This is a genomic window from Dyella sp. PARNA 12/25 (assembly GCF_055702865.1).
Genome location: NZ_JBVQCI010000006.1, coordinates 48,759 through 66,778 on the forward strand (window position 1 = coordinate 48,759; position 18,020 = coordinate 66,778).

Sequence of the window (18,020 nt, forward strand, 5' to 3'; positions counted from 1 at the left end):
CGTTGGCTACTTCTTCTTCGGCATGTACAGGTCGGTGATGGTGCCTTCGTAGGCTTCCGCCGCCATGCCTACCGATTCGCTCAGCGTCGGATGCGGATGGATGGTGAGGCCGATGTCGGCCGCTTCCGCACCCATCTCGATCGCCAGCGCGACTTCGGAAATCAGGTCGCCGGCGTGCGGGCCAACGATGGCACCGCCGACCACGCGATGGGTTTCCTCGTCGAAGATCAGCTTGGTGAAGCCTTCGGTGCGATCGATGCCGATGGCGCGGCCACTGGCTGCCCACGGGAACTTGCCCGTGCCGATCTTGAGGCCCTTTTCCTTGGCCTCACGCTCGGTGACGCCGACCCATGCCACTTCCGGATCGGTGAACGCGACCGACGGAATGACGCGTGCGTCGAAGTAGCTCTTCATGCCGGACACCACTTCCGCCGCCACACGGGCTTCGTGCGTGGCCTTGTGCGCCAGCATCGGTTGGCCCACCAGATCGCCGATGGCGAAGATGTGCTTCACGTTGGTGCGCATCTGTGTGTCGACGTTGATGAAGCCGCGATCGCTCACCGTGACACCGGCCTTGTCTGCGCCGATCTTGTTGCCGTTGGGCGAGCGGCCCACGGCAACCAGCACGCGATCGAACACGGTGGTTTCGGGGATGCTCTCGCCTTCGTAGCTAACCTCAATGCCCTTCTTGGTGGCTTTGGCGTCCACCACCTTGGTCTTGAGGTGCACGCCCTTGAGCTTCTTGCCGAGGCGCTGTGCCAGCGGCTTGACCAGGTCGGCGTCGGCGCCGGGGATGATCTGGTCCATGAACTCGACCACGGTCACTTCGCTGCCGAGCGCGGAATACACCGTGGCCATTTCCAGACCGATAATGCCGCCGCCAACCACCAGCAGCTTCTTGGGAACGTCCTTCAGCTCCAGCGCGCCGGTGGAATCCACGATGCGCTCGTCGTCCCACGGAAACGCAGGCAGCTTCACCGACTGCGAGCCGGCGGCGATGATGGCGTACTCGAAACGGAGCAGCTTGGTACCTTCAGCCGTCTGGACTTCCATTTCATTCGGCGAAATGAAGGTGCCGACGCCCTGCACTGTGCGCACCTTGCGCTGCTTGGCCATGCTGGAGAGGCCACCGGTGAGCTTGCCGACCACCTTGGTCTTGAAGTCGCGCAGCTTGCCGAGGTCGATCTTCGGCGCGCCGAAGCTGACGCCGTGGGCGGCCATGGCTTCGGCTTCGTCGATCACGGCGGCGGCGTGCAGCAATGCCTTGGACGGGATACAGCCCACGTTGAGGCAGACGCCGCCCAGGGTGGCGTAGCGCTCGATCAGCACGGTATCCACGTCGAGGTCAGCAGCGCGGAAGGCGGCGGTGTAACCGCCCGGGCCGGAGCCGAGCACGACCAGCTTGCATGTGATGTCAGGAGTACGACCGGAAGCGCCGGCGGCCTTCGGTACTTCGGCCTTGGCGGCGCCGTCAGCGACTTCCAGCACGGCGATGACCGCACCTTCCGACACTTCGTCGCCCACTTTGATCTTGAGCTCCTTGATCACGCCAGCGGCGCTCGACGGGATTTCCATCGTCGCCTTGTCCGATTCGAGCGTGATCAGGCCCTGCTCCTTGGCGACGGTGTCGCCGACCTTCACCAGCACCTCGATCACCGGCACGTTGTCGTGGCCGCCGATGTCGGGGACTTTGATTTCGATGGTGCTTGCCATGGGGAATCCTTGGATTTCTTTTCGCTACGCAGTGAGGACTGGCACAAGATTGGCCCCTCACCCCGGCCCTCTCCCCGGAGGGGAGAGGGAGCAAACTTCGCTACGTCAGAGCAGCAGGCGGCGGATGTCGCCCAGCTGCTGTGCGAGGAAAGAAGCGAAGCGCGCGGCGAGCGCGCCGTCGATCACGCGGTGGTCGTAGCTGAGCGACAGCGGCAGCACGAGGCGTGGCGCGAATTCCTTACCGTTCCACACCGGCTTGGTGGCCGCCTTGGACACGCCGAGGATGGCGACTTCCGGTGCATTGACGATCGGCGTGAATGCCGTGCCGCCGATGCCGCCGAGCGAGGAGATGGAGAAGCAGCCGCCGGACATTTCGTTGGGGCCAAGCTTCTTGTCGCGCGCCTTCTTGGAGATCTCGCCCAGTTCCACGGCAAGGTCCAGCAGGCCTTTCTTGTCGCAATCGCGGATTACCGGCACCACCAGGCCATCGGGCGTGTCCACCGCGATGCCGATGTGGAAGTACTTCTTGAGGATCAGCTTCTCGCCGGTTTCATCCAGCGAAGCGTTGAACTGCGGGAACTTCTTCAGCGCCGCGACCACCGCCTTGATCTGGAATACCAGCGGGGTGACCTTGAGATCCTTGTTCTCTTCGCCGAGCTTCTTGCGGAAAGCTTCCAGCTCGGTGATGTCGGCGTCTTCGTGCTGGGTGACGTGCGGGATCATCGCCCAGTTGCGTGCGAGGTTCGCGCCCGAGATCTTCTGGATGCGCGAAAGCGGCTTCTCTTCGATCTCGCCGAACTTGCTGAAGTCGACCTTGGGCCACGGCAGCAAGTTGAGACCGCCACCGGCAGCCACCGGAGCGCCGGTCGGGCGAGCACCCGAAGCAAGCGCATGCTTCACGTAGCCGGTCACGTCTTCGCGCTGAATGCGGCCAGCACGGCCACTGCCCTTCACCTGACGGATATCCACGCCCAGCTCGCGCGCAAAGGCACGAATGGCCGGACTGGCGTACGGGGCGTCGCCCGGCATGACGATGCGCGAATCGAACGGCGGGCGCTCGGTCGGGGCGACGTCGCCTTCCGGCACCTTGTCCATCAGCGCGGCTCGGGCTGCCATCGGCGCGGGCTTCTCTTCGACCTTGGGCGCTTCCGCCCTGGCGGCAACCGGCGCAGCGGCGGGCGCGCCACCGACTGCTTCCACCAGCGCGATCAGGCTGCCTTCGGAAAGCTCATCGCCCACCTTGACCTTGATCTCTTTCACTACGCCCGCGAACGGGGCCGGCACTTCCATCGTGGCCTTGTCGGATTCGAGCGTGATCAGGCTCTGGTCCTTGGCGATGGTGTCGCCCACCTTCACCAGAATTTCGATGACCGGCACATCGCTGCTGCCGATGTCCGGCACCAGCACTTCGCGCACACCGCCGCTGGCGGCAGGTGCAGCGGCCGGTGCGGGAGCCGGAGCCGGAGCCGGCGCTGCCTTGGCGGGCGCCTCGGCCTTGGCCGGTGCAGCCTGCTTGGGCGCGGGCGCAGCGTCGGCGGCATCGGCTTCGATGATGGCGATCAAGGCGCCTTCGGACACCTCATCGCCCACTTTCAGCTTGATTTCTTTCACCGTGCCCGCGAACGGGGCCGGCACTTCCATGGTCGCCTTGTCCGACTCCAGCGTGACCAGGCCCTGTTCCTTGGCTACCTTGTCGCCCGGTTTCACCAGCACTTCGATCACCGGCACATTTTCGCTGCCGATATCGGGAACGCGTGCTTCTTTGAGGTCGGCCATGGTTTCTCCTACGGATGGCGATGGCGTGCCGGCGGGGATGACGGCCGCATAAGGGCCCAATCATAGCGAACGACACCCGTTTCCGGACGCTTTTGGATCGTTTGAATCCACCATTCGCATACGTATGCAGGGGTTAGCACGTCATGCGGCCTGGTCGGGAAGACGGCTCTCGACCGTGCTCAGCTGGCGACGAGTCAGCGGGATGCTGATGCCCTCCGCGGCAAACCGCTCCTTGACCCCTCGCACCAGGTCGGTCTGTGTGGCCCACACGTCACTGCTGCGGACAAAGGCGCGCAGCACCAGCACCACGGCGTTCTCGCCCAGACTTTCGGTCCAGACACCCGGTGCAGGGTCCGGCAGGATGCGCGCATCGGCGGCGTACAGCTGGCGGATCACATCCATCGCACTGCCGATGTCGGCCTTGTAGTCGACGTTCACCCGCAGCTCGATGCGGCGAGTGCCGCGGCGATTGAAGTTGATGATGGCATCCGAACCGATCTTGGCGTTGGGCACCACCGCTTCGCGGTTGTCCGCCATCACCAGTTGGGTATACATCAGGCTCACGCTCTCCACCGTGCCGTCCACGCCGCCCGCGGTGATGAAGTCACCCACGCGGAACGGCCGGAACACGATCAGCAGCACGCCCCACGCCAGGTTGCTGAGCGAACCCTGCAACGCCAGGCCAATAGCCAAGCCACCCGCACCGAGCGCGGCAACCAGCGGCGCCGAAGGCACACCGGCCTGCTGCAAGGCCATCACGATCAACATCGCCACCAGCACGCCATTGATCAGGTTGCGCAGGAAGCCGCTGAGTGTTTCGTCGACATTCGCGCGACGCATCGCGCGACGCGCGATATTCGCGACGCGCGCGGCAAGCCAGAGGCCTATCAGCAGTATCGCGATGGCGCTGCCAAGGTTGACCAAGGTGGAGATGGCACCTTGGGAAAGGTGCAGACGCGACAGAAGCTCTTGCATGGGTCAGTGGCTCATCGGTGAAAAACGCCGGGAAGCCTAGCAGCCCATCGATCAAGGTTCCGTTGTGCTTGCCGTACATAAAAATGCCGCGCCTGATAAGGGATGGCGCGGCATTGGAGCCTGTTTGTGAAGTTTGAGGAGCGCACAAACCGGCGCAAGGTCGTACTGGGGAGCCGACCATAGGAATCAACGCACGGGGTCGCCTCCATCGGCGCGCACGCTATTCGTGGCTGTTATCAGCTTCTTGTTGTCTGGGGGTTTTCTCGTCAGCAATTGCAACCGCGAGCCATCGGCCATGCGGAGCTGCATCTGCTGCTGTAATTTTTCCAGTTCACTCAATCGCGGACACAAGGCATCGACGCGTTTGTCGAGTTCATGGCTGCGCGCATTCACCTCGCGATCGATCGACGCGTCCAGCGTATCCGCGCGTGCTTTCAGGGTCTCCACCTGGCGTTCATCACCGCTCAGTGCAGCTGTGACCGCCGAGCCGGCCAACTTGCCAGCCAGATCGGCTGCCGACGACTGCACCGTCTGTTCCATCACGTCGTCCAGCTCGTGCGGCCGCCATTCGCCCTTGCCGAGGCTGCTATCGATGCGCGCCAGGGCCAGCTGACGGTTACGATCCAGCCGATGGATCATGGCCTGGCGGTCGTTCGAATTCTCCGCAAAGGTGAGCATGACGGTACGCATCGCGGCATACCCGATGTTGACGCCTTCGCGGGCCACGGCAGCCACCTCCGGCAATAGCGCACGCACCTGTTGCTCATAATCGCGCACGCGTCCGGCGTCGTCGGCCGATACGGTCATGTCGTGGCCATCTACGCGCAGATGTCCGTCATGCATGAACACATCGCCCGGCTTGCCGCTGTCGCGATGAAATCCGATGCCATCGGGCGTGACTTGCACGTCGTAGTCGGTGGCGTAGCCGCAATGGTCGCCATGAACCTGGAGATCGTTCGCCTGCACGGCGCCGCCCATGGCGACACCCGCGGCAAGTACGCAGGCCAGCATTGTGGTGCGCATCGTCAACACCTCCCTATGACGCGCCGTGTGATGACCACACAACGTCAGGCGAACGATGCGCCGCAGCACGCCACCGGACATGGGCCAGGTGTCATGCCCTGCCATCGGTCATGGGCGGCTGGAGCGGCCATGACGCAGTGCGTATAGGCAGCCATGCGCAGGCACGCTAAGTTCGCCCACAGGTATGCCATGAGGGGAGTCGTGGGATGCGGGAGGGGTGGGATGCAATCGTGGTGGGCGCCGGCCTGGCTGGGCTGACGGCTGCCACCGAGCTGGCCGATGCCGGCAAACGGGTACTGGTGCTGGATCAGGAGCCGGAGCAGAGCCTGGGGGGACAGGCGTTCTGGTCGTTCGGTGGACTGTTTTTCGTCGACTCGCCGGAACAGCGGCGCATGGGCGTGCGCGATTCGCATGCACTGGCGCTGGCCGACTGGATGGGCACGGCGGCATTCGACCGGGCGGAGGATCATTGGCCGCGACGCTGGGCCGAGGCTTACGTTGACTTTGCGGCAGGCGAAAAACGCCGCTGGCTACATGCCATGGGCATGCGCTGGTTTCCCGTGGTGGGCTGGGCCGAGCGCGGTGGCCACGGCGCCATCGGGCATGGCAATTCCGTGCCGCGTTTCCACGTGACCTGGGGCACCGGGCCCGGCGTGATCGAACCCTTCGTGCGACGGGCGCGTGAGGCTGAAGCCAAGGGCTTGCTGCAGTTCGGCTTCCGCCATCGCGTGGATGAACTGATCGTGGAAACGGGCGCCGTGACCGGCGTGCGCGGCAGCGTGCTCACTGCCGACGGCATGGAGCGCGGCAAGCCCAGTTCGCGCGATGTGCTGCACGGTTTCGAACAGCGCGCACAGGCGGTGATCGTCGCTTCCGGTGGTATCGGCGGCAATCACGCCCTGGTGCGGCGCAACTGGCCGGAGCGCCTGGGTCCGCCACCGGCGCACATGCTTTGCGGCGTGCCCGCGCATGTGGACGGCCGCATGCTCGGCATCAGCGAAAGCGCCGGCGCGCGCCTGATCAATCGCGATCGCATGTGGCATTACGTGGAAGGCATCGAGAACTGGCACCCGATCTGGCCCAAGCACGCCATCCGCATCCTGCCCGGCCCTTCATCACTCTGGTTCGACGCCACCGGCAAGCGCTTGCCCGGCCCACTGTGGCCAGGCTTCGACACGCTGGGCACGCTCGAACACCTGCGCCGCACCGGTTACGACTACAGCTGGTTCGTGCTTGACCAGCAGATCATTCGCCGCGAGTTCGCACTCTCCGGCTCGGAACAGAATCCGGATCTCACCGGCAAGAGCTGGCGACAAGTGGCCAAACGCGCCATTGGCAAAGGCGCACCCGCACCGGTGGAAGCCTTCAAGCAGCACGGCCGTGACTTCATCGTGCGCGACACGCTGGAAGCACTGGTCGACGGCATGAATGCGCTGGCCGGCAACCAGCTGCTCGATATCGCGCAGATCCGTAGCGAGATCGAGGCACGCGACTTGCAGTTCGATAACCCGTTCGCCAAAGACAGCCAGGTGATGGCCATCCATAACGCGCGGCAGTATCGCGGCGACAAACTGGTGCGCGTGGCCAAGCCCCACCGATTGCTGGATCCCGCCAACGGTCCGTTGATCGCGGTGCGATTGAACATCCTTACGCGCAAGACGCTGGGTGGACTGGAGACCGACCTCGATGCGCGTGTGCTTGGCCACGATGGCCAGCCGCTGCCGGGACTCTATGCAGCCGGCGAAGCCGCGGGTTTTGGTGGCGGTGGACTGCATGGTTATCGCGCACTGGAAGGCAGCTTCCTGGGCGGATGCTTGTTCTCGGGCCGGGTCGCCGGTCGCGCCGCGGCGGCAGCCATCGCATGAGTGTGCATGCGTTGCCCCGCATCGCCATCTATGGCGCGGGCAGCGTGGGTGGCTATCTTGCCGCCCGCCTGCACGAACACGCGCGCATCACCTGCATTGGTCGCCGCCGTGTGATCGACGCATGGCGCCTGCACGGCCTCGACTGGAGTGATCTGCAGGGCGGCCACGAACATGTCGCCGCCAAAGAGGTGGAACTGCAGGTCGATCCGTTCGCTGCCGCGAAGGCGCACCTGGTGCTGGTCACGGTGAAGTCTTCCGCCACCGAAACGGTGGCGCGCGAGCTGGCAGGAGTGGTCGCGCCAGGCGTTCCCATCATCAGTTTCCAGAATGGGCTGCATAACGGCGAGCTGCTGCGCGCCGCGTTGCCGGGGCATCCGGTGCTGTCGGGCATGGTGCCATTCAACGTACTGCAGCGCGTACCGGGCGATTTCCATCAGGGCTCGGGCGGTGAGTTGATGGTGGAAAGCCATGCTTCGCTCGCGGCCTTTCATCCGATCTTTGCGGCAGCAGGCTTGCCGCTGATCGCCCGTAACGACATGCCGGCGGTGCTTGCGGCCAAGTTGCTGCTCAACCTCAACAACGCACTCAATGCGCTGTCCGATCTGCCTCTGAAGGACGAGCTCTCGCAACGCGACTGGCGTCGCTGTCTGGCCTTGGCTCAGCGCGAAGCACTGGAGGTGTTTGCAGCAGCGAACATCCACCCGGCCAAGCTCACACCGCTACGGCCGCAGTGGTTGCCGCGCGTGCTCGATATGCCGGATGCGTGGTTCCGCCGCCTCGCCTCGCGACTGCTGGCGATTGATCCGGTCGCCCGTTCGTCGATGTGGGAGGACCTGCAGCGCGGCCGCTCCACGGAAGTGGATGCGATCAACGGTGAGGTGGTGCGTATCGCCACGCGACATTACGTGGCGGCGCCGGTGAATCTGCGGCTTGTGGCGCTGATCCATGAGGCCGAACAGTCACGGCGTGCGTGGAGCGCGCAGGACCTGCTCGCCGAACTGCATCATGCCGGTTCATTGTAGGAGCGCACTTGTGCGCGACAGCCACACGGCGCATTGCGCTTCAGCCTTGCGGTCGCGCACGAGTGCGCTCGTACAGAAAAGCCGGGGTCACTCGTCGGCGGATTGATACAACTCCCTGCGCAGATGACGCAGCGCCAGTGTTTCCCACTGCGCCACGACCACCAACACCACCGTCGTCGCTGCTGCCAACCAAAGCAACGGCCACGATTGCGCCGGCCACAACAGCAGCCCCAGCAACACCAGGCCCGCCAGATGCGACAAGGGAAACCGGGTGTTGTTGACCGTCTGCTTGAACAACGCGTTGCCCAACAGATAGAGCGCCGGCCCGCTCAGTATCACGGCCACCTGTGCCATATCGGCAGGGCCATGCGGGTGGCTGAGGCTCAGTTCGTCACCCACCGCACTCACCACAATGCCCGCGACGATGGGCAGATGCAGGTACGTATAACCGAGTCGCGCCGCGCGTCCGGGGTCGCTGGATTGGCGCATCGAACGGCTGCTGCGTTCCGCGGCGAGGTCGAAGTAGATCCACCACATCGCCACACACCCGACAAAGGCGGCAGTGAAAGCCAGCCACTCGTCCATGCTGCGCGCGCTCTGCGCAAAGCTGCTGCCCGTCACCACCACCGACTCACCCAGCGCAATGATCACGAACAAGCTGCAGCGCTCGGCAAAGTGGCCGCCTTCCACGTCCCATTCGCTGGTCAAGGAACGGCCCAGCCCCGGCACGTAGAAGGCCGCGGCCGGCCCCAGATACTCGATGACCATGGCCACCCCCCATAGGGCGAAGCGCGTTTGCCCCTGCATGAAACCGCCGGTCAACCACAGCGCACCGGAAACCACCAGCCAAAGGGTGATGCGATAGAAATTGCGGCGCGCCGCCAGCGGCGAGCGGCGCAGCGCCCAGACCATGAACAGCGAGCGCCCCACCTGCATGAAGGTATAGGCACCTGCAAACAGCAACGCATGCCCATCGAAGGCGTCGGGCAACGAGGTAGAGAGCAGCAGGCCCGCAAACATCAGCACCAACAGCAACAGGCGCACCGCCAGGCGCTCCGGGTCCAGCCAATTGGTGATCCACCCGGTGAAGATCCACACCCACCACACGGCGAGAAAGAGCAACAGCACGTGCAGCGCGCCGAGCACGCTCAAGTCTCCAAACAACGTATGGGAAAGTTGGGTCACCGCATACACAAACACCAGATCGAAGAACAGCTCGATATTGGTGACCTTGCCGTGCATACCCGCCTGACGGGCTCGCAGCAGACTCGGCGAAGGGGTTCCCCCCACATTCAGCGTTTCGGACATGACGCCACCTCTCCGGAGCGGCGTCCGTTATCGCATGAGCGGCATGCACGCCGCCATCTCCTGTACTCAACCGCTTCCGTCGCGGATGGCGCTGACCTTGCCGTCGGCCACCACGATAGTGATGACCCTGTTACCACTGCGGTATTGCCATTGCTCGCCGCCAGCTGATTTCGAGCCTGACCGCCGCGACTTGCTGCTTTTTCCTGAGCTGCGACCCGCGGGGGCCTTGCTGTGTGAGCGGTAAGTGGGCTTGCCCAGCAACTCCTGGACGCGGGTGGCGCTATCGCCCACCACCAGCACCTGACTGCCCACACGCAAGGTGCCGCTACCGGCCTGCACAGCAAAGGCCAGCGACAGGCCGAGACAGAAAAGGGTTCCACGCATGGACGTCTCCGTGTCCGAATCGCCGCGCGTCGCGCGCGGCGACATCACCTTAGCGATGGAACCCCGGACATCGGCAGGCGTCTGCACCTCAACCGCGTGTAGGTTGCGGGCGCAGCGTCCATCGCCGGTGTTTAGCGGGAACGATCCTCGATGTCTGACACCTTGCCGTTGATGATGGTGATGATGACGATGCGCCCGTTGTCCTTCGCATACTGCCAGCGCTCACCCTGGTAACCCCCGAATTCGCTTTCCACCGGCTCCTTGAAATCGGGCGAGCCCATCAACTGCATGGCACGCACGGCACTGTCACCCACGGTGAGCACTTCGCTGCCGACTCGGTAGGTGTTGGCGGCGTGCGCAGCCAGGCTGAGGGACAGCAGCGCAACAGCGAGAGTACGACGCATGGCGAACTCCTTCTCGAATGTGGGGTGATGCTCAGAAACCTGCGCCGGGACTGGCCAGATAGACCTGCTCAGAAGCGGTGTTTTCGCGACCGAGCACGGCGTTGCGGTGGGGAAACCGCCCGAATCGGTGTATCACATCGTGGTGGCGGCGGGCGTAATCAAGGAAGCCCTCGAATGCCGATCGCTCGGTGTGAGGCAAGGACGCCACCAGCTGTTCAAACAGGTGTACGCAATGCTGCTGCAATGCCAGATCCTCGGCATGCTCCAGCGGCAGGTAGGCAAACAGGCGCTGCTGCGGCGTCAGCTGTTGATCGTCGCCACGTGCGATGCCTGCCAGCGCGATGGCCTGTGCCTTGGCGTCCGTCTGCCATGCACGCGCGTCGTCGCGATAGATGTTGCGGCTGAACTGATCGAGCAGGATCAGCAGGGCCAGCCAGCCGCCGGGCGTGGCCGCCCAGTGGTCGAGTTCGCCGCGAGCAGCGGCCATCAGGGTTTCGCCGAAGCGCTGGCGGATGCGGGCATCAAGTGCATCGTCACGGTCGAACCAGAGCGCCTCGGTCGCGCGGTCGAACCAGAAGTCCAGCACCTGTCCCGGTGTCGTCAACACGCCTATCTCTCCCTGAAAATCGCCGCGTTCAGCCGTGCGACGTACCGGCCAGGCAGTGCATGTCCCTATGGATGCCATACAGGCGGGAAAGCTGCACGCTGAGCACGTGCGCCGAATCCGCGTTGGCGTTGGCCATCTGCTGTTCGAAGCTGTGCAGCAGAGCGCACTCGTTGCGGGCCAGGCTGTGCACCCACGCGGTATCGCGATTACTGGCCAGGTTGGCGGCCATTTCTGCAAGAGCACTGCGCACGGCGCCTGCCAGCGTGCCGTGACGGGCGGGCGTGCGCCCACTGGCGTGCACCTGTGCCTGCAGATCGCCGATCAGCATATCGAGGGTTTGCAGGTTTTCCGCCAACAGCGCTTGCAGGCCAGGTTCACGCACCTGCCCCAGCGCGCGCCGGTAAAGGTCCCGGTCGTCGATGCCCTGGCGGATCAGATCGTTGTAACGCGGTACTCGAGCGTGCGACACAAGGCCGCCTCCTACACCTAGAGGTTTACAAAGGCCATCCTGTGCCCTCCCTACTTAGCGGAAGGTTAATCGGAATCCAGCGTCAGCTTTCTACTCAGGCGGCGTTCTATTGCCCAACCTGCAATAGGTTCAGCGGCTGCCCCTGGGGCGTACGGATCCCCTGCTGCAGTTCCGCCAGCTGTTGAACCGAGGGGCACAAGGCGTGGATCTGCGGCGTCAGCGCCTGCATCCGCTGCTCCAGACGCGGCCGCAACTGGGTGGTGAGGTCGGCTGCGGTATCGCGCAGGTTGGCGGCGGCCTGCAGGTCGCCGGTCAAGGCGGCGTTGATGGCCTGCTGGCCGAGGTCATTGGCCAGCAGCGGCAGCAGGTCGGACGCCAGCTGGTTGGCGTACTGGTCGGCCAGGTTGCCCTGCCAATCGTGGGTGCTATGGCTGGCGGCAATGCGCTGCTTGAACTCGACGGCACGGGCGGCTACCCGGCGGTCGAGTTCGGCGCGCGTGTCCGCGTCGAGTGACAGGCGGGCGCCTTCGTCGTGCATGGCTGCCGCCAGCAGATCCACCCCGTGGTTGGCTACCGCCTTTACCCGGGGCTCCAGCGCGCGGAGGTCACGCTCGAACAAGGCCAGGCGATCCTGATCTTCTGCTCGCAGGCTCACCATGGCGCCATCGGTACGCAGGCTGCCGTCGCGCAGCTCCACCCGCTGGGGTGTGGGCTGGGGGCGGTCGAACAGCAGATGATCCGGCGCCAGCGTGAGGTCATAGCTGCTAGTGGCGTGACAGGTGGTGGCCAGATCCTGCGCATGCAGCGCGACACTGCCGGACGAGAGCACGAGGAAGAGAGCCAGACGGCGCAGGCGCATGGGAGACTCGGAAGAGGACAAGGTCTGCAGCGATAACCTGTTCTGCGGCAACCGTGCCTGAACCAATGCTGCCAGCGCCTGTCGCGAGCGCCCACATAGGCGCCTCACGGTCATCCCCGCGCAGGCGGGAAGCGCTTTACAACAGCGAAGCTGGTCATCTGGCGACTTTCGGTTTTCCCCAACGCATCAAACGGCACTGGATCCCCGCCTTCGCGGGGATGACGGTGAGGATTTTTTTGTGGGGACCCGAAAGTTTGAACCGTCTGTCAGCGCAGCTTGCGAAAGCCCGCCTTCACCTGCGGCCGCCCCAAGCACCAGGCCAGCCACAGCAGGATCGGCACGGCGATCGCCTTGGCCCCCAGCGCCATCATGAAACTGTGCCGGGCATGGTCCAGTGCCAATTTCGACGCCTCATCCAGCGGTGCCTGGGCATTGGTCATCGCCACGCCCTGACTGAATTCGCGCCACTGGGACAGCAGCATCAAGCCGCCAGCGAAGCCCCAACCCAATGCCAGCAGAATCGCGGCCACCTGCAGTGCCGGACGCGCCCACGCCTGGCGGAGAATCACCCCCGCGCAGATCACGATGAGCGCGAACGCGGCGACGAAGTAGCCCACGTCCCAGGCCAGAATCTTGCGCAGCTGGGCGATATCTCCGGTGTTCTCCGCCGGCAGCTGATTCAGGACACGCCAAACCTGCTCACCATGCAGCATGTACTGCAGGCAGCCGTAGGCCGCCAGCAGCAGGATCAGCCACACCAGGATGCGCCAGAAGGCGAAGCCATTGCGTCGGCTACCGTCGTTACTCAACTTCTGCAGCATCAGGACGCCGCCTTGAGCGTAGCCAGGTCAGCCAGTACCTGGGCGGAGTTCTTCTCCGGGTCCACGTCCTGGTAAACCTTGGCAATCTTGCCCTGCGGATCGATCAGGAAGGTGGTGCGACGCGCGTACTTGAAGCCTGCCTTGGAGGTCAGCACGCCATAGGCCTGCGCCGTCTTGCTGTCGGCATCCGACAGCAGCGGGAACGGCACGTGGTACTTGGCGGCGAAATCGGCGTGCGACTTCACGTCGTCCAGGCTGACGCCCAGCACATCCGCCCCTTCCTTGCGCAGCTTGGCGATGTCATCGCGGAAGGTGCACACCTCGGTAGTGCAACCCGGCGTGAAATCCTTGGGGTAGAAATACAGCACCACCCAGTGCCCCTTGTGATCGGCCGGCGTATGCCATTTGCCGTTCTGGTCCTGCAGGCGGAAGTCGGGAGCGGCCTGCCCTGCTTGCGGCAGTGCAGCAGGTTCATCGGCGTACACGGGCACGATCAGGCCCAACAGCAACGTAAGCATCATCAGCAGTGAAAGGCGGCGCATGGCGGTACTCCGGGCATGGGAAACCACCAGAGTGTACGCGCTCTAAAACGAAGGGCGCCATGCGGCGCCCTTCGAGTCCCGGGAGGCTCAAGCCATCACTGCTTGATGATCGAGAACGCTCCTATCGAAATGCCCAGGTTCACGCCCTCGCCGCTGCCATGCAGCGCCAACGAGGTCGTGCCCTTGCTCAGCACCTGCGCCTCGCCCGACTTGACCACACCGGCCTCGGCGCTGGCCTGCACGTAATCCCCGAACACGTCGTTGATGTTGCGCACATGGGTGATATCACCTCGGCCGTTGTCGATGCGGTACTTGCCGGCCGTGATGCCGCCGCCATTGACCTTGATCTTTACCTTCGCGTGCTCCCCGTTGTTGCACGTCACGGTGCCTTCGCCGGACGCATACTTATAGATAAGCGACCAACCCGAAAGGCTGAACGACAACTGGCACTTCACTTCGGCTTCGGCCGCCTGGGCCTTTGCAGTGGGCAAAGCCGACGTGGCGCATGCGCAGGCGACCACCAGGGCTGCCATACCAAACGTACGCTTGATCATCGTTGTCTCCTTGTGTGTTGGAAAACATCGGACGACAACCGCCATTGTCGGCAGCCATCCTGAATACCCCCAGACACGCGTCCGGTACCGTTCATCCAAGGGCAGTGACCGTGAAAGGCATGTGGAAACGCACCGGTTGATACTCCAGTAACAGGGTGCCGCGCACACTGTTATCGCGCGAATGCGGAAGAGCCGGCCGTGAAAATCCGCGCCACCATGCGGTAAACAACCACCAGGGCCACCCGTTGGCGAGGGTGGCGGACACTGTCAGCGGCGCGTACGCTGACCACACAACGCAGGACCACCAACAGGCAAAAAAACACCATGTGGGGCGCCGCTGTCACCCGGTCACCGACCAGAGATCAGCCTGTCCCAGGCCAGGGGGAGGAAGCGCATGCTCAAGCACTTGCTGGTCGGTTATGACGGGTCTGCCACTTCGCAGCGCGCGGTACGCCTGGCCGTGGACATGGCCCGTGCCAGCGGAGGCCGGGTGCGAGTGGTGTCGGTGGTGCAGATGACCGAAGGCAGCGCAGACACTTGCGCGCTGATGATGACCGACCCCGGCCACAAGCGCTGCACGCAGCTGTTGCAAGAAGTGAAGCAACTGGTGCCCGACGGGGAGTCGTTGATTGATGCCGAAGTAGTACAGGGCTGCCCGGGCGATGTCCTGCTCAATCAGGTGCGCAGCCACGGCATCGACCATATCGTGATAGGCCATACCGAACGCGGTGCGCTGGCGCGCTGGCTGCTTGGCTCCGTGTCAGGTGAAGTGCTGCAACGCGCTCACGTACCGGTCACCGTGGTGCGATAGGTCGCCTTCACGCCGCACTAACCGCTAGGGATGCTCTGATCCATTCCCCGTACCCGGCGGCCCTTCCGGACGTCACCCCATCCCTTCAATTCAATACGTTGGGGCCGCGCGGCATGCGCGCATACCGCGCGGTGACGGGTGAGGGGAATGGATCAGAGCATCCCCAGGTCGGCGCTCGTTAATCCCTCCGCGCCATCCCGTCGTATTCTGTTGTCATATAACAGTCATGCTAGGCCGGCCCCGCATGCCCGGCCCAGCCCGCACAGGAATGCCCGCGTGAGCTACGCCCAATCGTTACCTTGGACCCTGGAAAGCCTGGATTTCAGCAAAATCGAAGTTCAGCGCATTCGCCAAAATGAAGACCTGTTTTTCCTGTTGTGCAGTTCGTCGTTCGTGGAAAGTGGCTCGGACTTGTACACCCACAATCTCGTCGACCACTTTGCCGGCGACGAAGCCTTGCAGACCTGGCTGAGCCAGCACTGGGAGCACGAAGAACTGCAGCACGGCCGCGCCCTGGCCACCTATGTAAAGACGGTTTGGCCGGAGTTCGACTGGGACAAAGGCTTCGCCTCGTTCTGGGCGGAGTACGGCGCCGTGTGCACGGCCGAACAACTGGAATCCAGCCGCGGACTGGAGCTTGCCGCCCGCTGCGTAGTAGAAACCGGCACCGCCAGCCTCTACCGCGCACTCAACGACATCACTGACGAACCGGTACTCAAGCAGCTCACCGGTCACATCAAGAGTGATGAAGTACGCCACTACAAAAACTTCTACCAGCACTACCGCCTCTATCGGGAGCGCGAAGGCTTCAGCCGCTACAAGGTATTTCGCACCATCCTGCGCCGCCTCAACGAAATCCGCAGCGAAGACAGCGACATCGCCCTGCGCCACGTGTTCAACCAGTGCTATCCGCACCTCAAGGAGAACGAGGCGGAGTTCAAGCGCATCACTGGGCGCGCGCAGGATCTGCTGAAGAGGAATATTCCGGCGGAGATGACGGTGAAGATGTTGCTGAAGCCGCTGGAATTGCCGGCGCGCTTGCAGAATGCGATGGAAAAGCCGCTGGCGAAGTTGGCGGAGCGGTTGTTTCTCAATTGAAGGTGAGGCGCCCAGTTTTAGCGATTGGGCAAGATTGGCCCCTCACCCCAGCCCTCTCCCCGGAGGGGAGAGGGAGCAAAAGCGGGGAGCGAAGAGCTAAGAGCGAAGCCGAGCTGCATTAAGTCCTCTTCGCATTGGCGCGTTGCGGTGTAGCCGTACCGCATGTCGGGCGATCGTGACGATCGAGGCTCCGTCAGCGCCAAGGCTCGTATTAATCACGACGCTACGACGACCCCGCTCTTAAGGCCATTTTCTTTGGGTTACTTTTGACGCGAAGCTAATCCCCGTGGGACTTTTGGGCCAGCAAGAGAAAAGTGACTCGGCCTTCGGCAGAAGGTCGAAACGCCCGCCGCGTCCCACAGGGACTAGCTTCGCGTCGTAGGCGGCACGCTGGCGATAGCGCCCAACCAGAACCAAGAGCAAAGTCACTGGACCCCGGCCTACGCCGGGGTGACGTTGAGGGGTAGCAGGGTTATCGCAGATCCCACCCTAGATGGCCGGCGAAGCCAAAACACCCCCATCACTTCGCCGGCCGCGGCGCCTCTTCCACCTCACGCGGCTTCCCTTCCTGCGGCGAATTCAACTTCGCAATATCCACCGGCCGAATCTGCTTGATGAAACACGGCGCATCACCCGGCCCAGTCAGCACACGATCAAACTTGGCCATCACCTCACTGGCGCTGGACGTCAGCGCAATGTGATTGGTGAACTGCAGGTTGGGACAACGCCCGTCCAGATCCAACAACCACGCTTCATTGGAACGCGTGTAAATCGCCAACTCATAATCGCTGAGCGGCTCCCACGACCACAGACTGAAGTAATGAAAGCTGTTGACCGGCTGACCCGCCGCGGCGGCGTACGCCTGCTGGCGGGCATTGAGGCGCGCGGTGTAGTCCTTGCCGACGCGGGCGCAGCCCGCGAGCGCGAGGGCTACCGCTACCGTGACGAGAAGGTGTTTGGCTGCCATGAACTGAATCTCCGTGGGTGCTGTTCATGCCAACGCATGAAAGGGGGTAGGCGTGGACGCCGTTACTTCTTCTTGGCCTGCTGTTTTTCGACCGGCTGCCATTTGGACGCGTCGAATCCACCGGTTTCGAAGACCAGCGTTTCCTTCTTCTGGTAGTCCTGCAGCGTCACGTCCATGGTGATCTTCTTGGCTTTCTGGAGCTGAGCGATAAAGCCCTTGTCATCCTTGAAGAGCAGCGCCGGTTCGCCGGTGGTTGGCGCGAAGGCGCTAATGGTGCCTGGCTTGCCATCGAAGGTGGCCTTGATCGAACAGACACCCTTGCACACGAAGCCACGCGCACCACCGTTGAACAGGAACGCGTTCTGCCCCCATTCGGTATGACGGCGCAGCACCAGACGCACGCGCGCATCACCCGAGGGCTCGGTCGTATAGATGGTGGCGGTCGATTGCGTGCCCCCGGCCATCGGTGACACCTGGTACAGCCACAAATTGGCGAGGCGGTTTTTCTCAGCGTTCTCGGTGTAGCGCTTCTCGATCCCCGGCAGGCTTTGCTGCACCTCTTTGGCGGCGTCGCTGTTGGGGTAGCGGCTGACGATTTCCTTGCCCATCGTCACCGCCATCTCGTCGTTGCCGATGCGCACAAGCTGACGATAGGTATTGAGTTTGTCGGCCGAGGCATCGGCCAGTGCCTGCTGCGGCGCTTGGGCCTGTTCACCAGACTGGGAACAGCCTGCCAGCACGAGCAGGGTGCCAAGGGTGGTAGCGGCGAGGCGTAGACGCTGAGTCATGGACAGGGTCCTGTGTCGGATGACGCTTAGAGTG

Annotated in this window: 19 protein-coding genes; 4 read left to right on the forward strand and 15 right to left on the reverse strand. The window is 63.5% G+C overall.

The features are described 5' to 3' along the window. Positions 1 to 6 precede the first annotated feature (6 nt). From lpdA to AC0GUR_RS13270, 4 genes are all read right to left on the reverse strand, one after another. Positions 7 to 1,713: a dihydrolipoyl dehydrogenase gene (lpdA, locus tag AC0GUR_RS13255; protein WP_472877959.1), complete on the reverse strand. Its 1,707-nt coding sequence runs from the start codon at positions 1,711 to 1,713 to the stop codon at positions 7 to 9. A 105-nt stretch (positions 1,714 to 1,818) separates the two neighbouring features. Next, the gene (gene aceF / locus AC0GUR_RS13260; protein WP_472877960.1) at positions 1,819 to 3,489 is read right to left on the reverse strand and encodes a dihydrolipoyllysine-residue acetyltransferase; all 1,671 of its coding nucleotides are present in this window, start codon (positions 3,487 to 3,489) and stop codon (positions 1,819 to 1,821) included. 141 nt (positions 3,490 to 3,630) lie between these two features. Next, complete coding sequence (locus AC0GUR_RS13265; protein WP_472877961.1) at positions 3,631 to 4,464, reverse strand: mechanosensitive ion channel family protein; 834 nt, start codon at positions 4,462 to 4,464, stop codon at positions 3,631 to 3,633. A 186-nt stretch (positions 4,465 to 4,650) separates the two neighbouring features. Continuing rightward, entirely contained in the window at positions 4,651 to 5,487 is an 837-nt protein-coding gene (locus AC0GUR_RS13270; RefSeq protein ID WP_472877962.1) for a DUF2884 family protein, read from the reverse strand. 206 nt (positions 5,488 to 5,693) lie between these two features. Between AC0GUR_RS13270 and AC0GUR_RS13275 the strand changes: the two genes are divergently transcribed. Both AC0GUR_RS13275 and AC0GUR_RS13280 read left to right on the forward strand, forming a co-directional pair. Continuing rightward, complete coding sequence (locus tag AC0GUR_RS13275; protein WP_472877963.1) at positions 5,694 to 7,352, forward strand: FAD-binding dehydrogenase; 1,659 nt, start codon at positions 5,694 to 5,696, stop codon at positions 7,350 to 7,352. Continuing rightward, positions 7,349 to 8,374: a 2-dehydropantoate 2-reductase gene (locus AC0GUR_RS13280; protein ID WP_472877964.1), complete on the forward strand. Its 1,026-nt coding sequence runs from the start codon at positions 7,349 to 7,351 to the stop codon at positions 8,372 to 8,374. The genes AC0GUR_RS13275 and AC0GUR_RS13280 overlap by 4 nt, the downstream gene beginning before the upstream one ends. A gap of 87 nt (positions 8,375 to 8,461) precedes the next feature. Here the strand turns inward: AC0GUR_RS13280 and AC0GUR_RS13285 are convergent, their stop codons facing one another. The 9 genes from AC0GUR_RS13285 to AC0GUR_RS13325 all read right to left on the reverse strand — a co-directional run bounded on the left by AC0GUR_RS13285 (position 8,462) and on the right by AC0GUR_RS13325 (position 14,322). Continuing rightward, positions 8,462 to 9,682 (reverse strand): low temperature requirement protein A, encoded by a 1,221-nt coding sequence (locus AC0GUR_RS13285; protein ID WP_472877965.1) that lies wholly within the window; start codon positions 9,680 to 9,682, stop codon positions 8,462 to 8,464. A 66-nt stretch (positions 9,683 to 9,748) separates the two neighbouring features. Then, a complete protein-coding gene (locus AC0GUR_RS13290; RefSeq protein WP_472877966.1) occupies positions 9,749 to 10,066 on the reverse strand; it encodes a DUF2845 domain-containing protein in 318 nt (105 codons plus the stop codon). A gap of 131 nt (positions 10,067 to 10,197) precedes the next feature. Further along, positions 10,198 to 10,470: a DUF2845 domain-containing protein gene (locus AC0GUR_RS13295; protein ID WP_472877967.1), complete on the reverse strand. Its 273-nt coding sequence runs from the start codon at positions 10,468 to 10,470 to the stop codon at positions 10,198 to 10,200. A gap of 31 nt (positions 10,471 to 10,501) precedes the next feature. Continuing rightward, complete coding sequence (locus tag AC0GUR_RS13300; RefSeq protein WP_472877968.1) at positions 10,502 to 11,077, reverse strand: DUF924 family protein; 576 nt, start codon at positions 11,075 to 11,077, stop codon at positions 10,502 to 10,504. A 28-nt stretch (positions 11,078 to 11,105) separates the two neighbouring features. Next, entirely contained in the window at positions 11,106 to 11,546 is a 441-nt protein-coding gene (locus tag AC0GUR_RS13305) for a PA2169 family four-helix-bundle protein (RefSeq protein WP_472877969.1), read from the reverse strand. 106 nt (positions 11,547 to 11,652) lie between these two features. Continuing rightward, the gene (locus AC0GUR_RS13310; protein ID WP_472877970.1) at positions 11,653 to 12,405 is read right to left on the reverse strand and encodes a DUF2884 family protein; all 753 of its coding nucleotides are present in this window, start codon (positions 12,403 to 12,405) and stop codon (positions 11,653 to 11,655) included. Between the two features lie 266 nt (positions 12,406 to 12,671). Beyond that, positions 12,672 to 13,226 carry a hypothetical protein gene (locus AC0GUR_RS13315; RefSeq protein ID WP_472877971.1) on the reverse strand — a complete coding sequence of 185 codons (555 nt, stop codon included), beginning with the start codon at positions 13,224 to 13,226 and terminating at the stop codon, positions 12,672 to 12,674. Then, positions 13,226 to 13,768 (reverse strand): peroxiredoxin, encoded by a 543-nt coding sequence (locus AC0GUR_RS13320; RefSeq protein WP_472877972.1) that lies wholly within the window; start codon positions 13,766 to 13,768, stop codon positions 13,226 to 13,228. The genes AC0GUR_RS13315 and AC0GUR_RS13320 overlap by 1 nt, the downstream gene beginning before the upstream one ends. Positions 13,769 to 13,863: 95 nt before the next feature. Then, complete coding sequence (locus AC0GUR_RS13325; RefSeq protein ID WP_472877973.1) at positions 13,864 to 14,322, reverse strand: hypothetical protein; 459 nt, start codon at positions 14,320 to 14,322, stop codon at positions 13,864 to 13,866. Between the two features lie 394 nt (positions 14,323 to 14,716). Between AC0GUR_RS13325 and AC0GUR_RS13330 the strand changes: the two genes are divergently transcribed. Together AC0GUR_RS13330 and AC0GUR_RS13335 are read left to right on the forward strand one after the other, a co-directional pair. Further along, positions 14,717 to 15,133, forward strand: coding sequence for a universal stress protein (locus AC0GUR_RS13330; protein WP_472877974.1), 417 nt, complete (start codon positions 14,717 to 14,719; stop codon positions 15,131 to 15,133). 276 nt (positions 15,134 to 15,409) lie between these two features. Further along, the gene (locus tag AC0GUR_RS13335; RefSeq protein ID WP_472877975.1) at positions 15,410 to 16,231 is read left to right on the forward strand and encodes a ferritin-like domain-containing protein; all 822 of its coding nucleotides are present in this window, start codon (positions 15,410 to 15,412) and stop codon (positions 16,229 to 16,231) included. A gap of 520 nt (positions 16,232 to 16,751) precedes the next feature. Here the strand turns inward: AC0GUR_RS13335 and AC0GUR_RS13340 are convergent. Both AC0GUR_RS13340 and AC0GUR_RS13345 read right to left on the reverse strand, forming a co-directional pair. Next, on the reverse strand, positions 16,752 to 17,198 hold the full coding sequence (locus tag AC0GUR_RS13340; protein WP_472877976.1) for a DUF6491 family protein: 447 nt from the start codon (positions 17,196 to 17,198) through the stop codon (positions 16,752 to 16,754). A gap of 62 nt (positions 17,199 to 17,260) precedes the next feature. Next, positions 17,261 to 17,986, reverse strand: coding sequence for a hypothetical protein (locus AC0GUR_RS13345; RefSeq protein WP_472877977.1), 726 nt, complete (start codon positions 17,984 to 17,986; stop codon positions 17,261 to 17,263). Positions 17,987 to 18,020 lie beyond the last annotated feature (34 nt).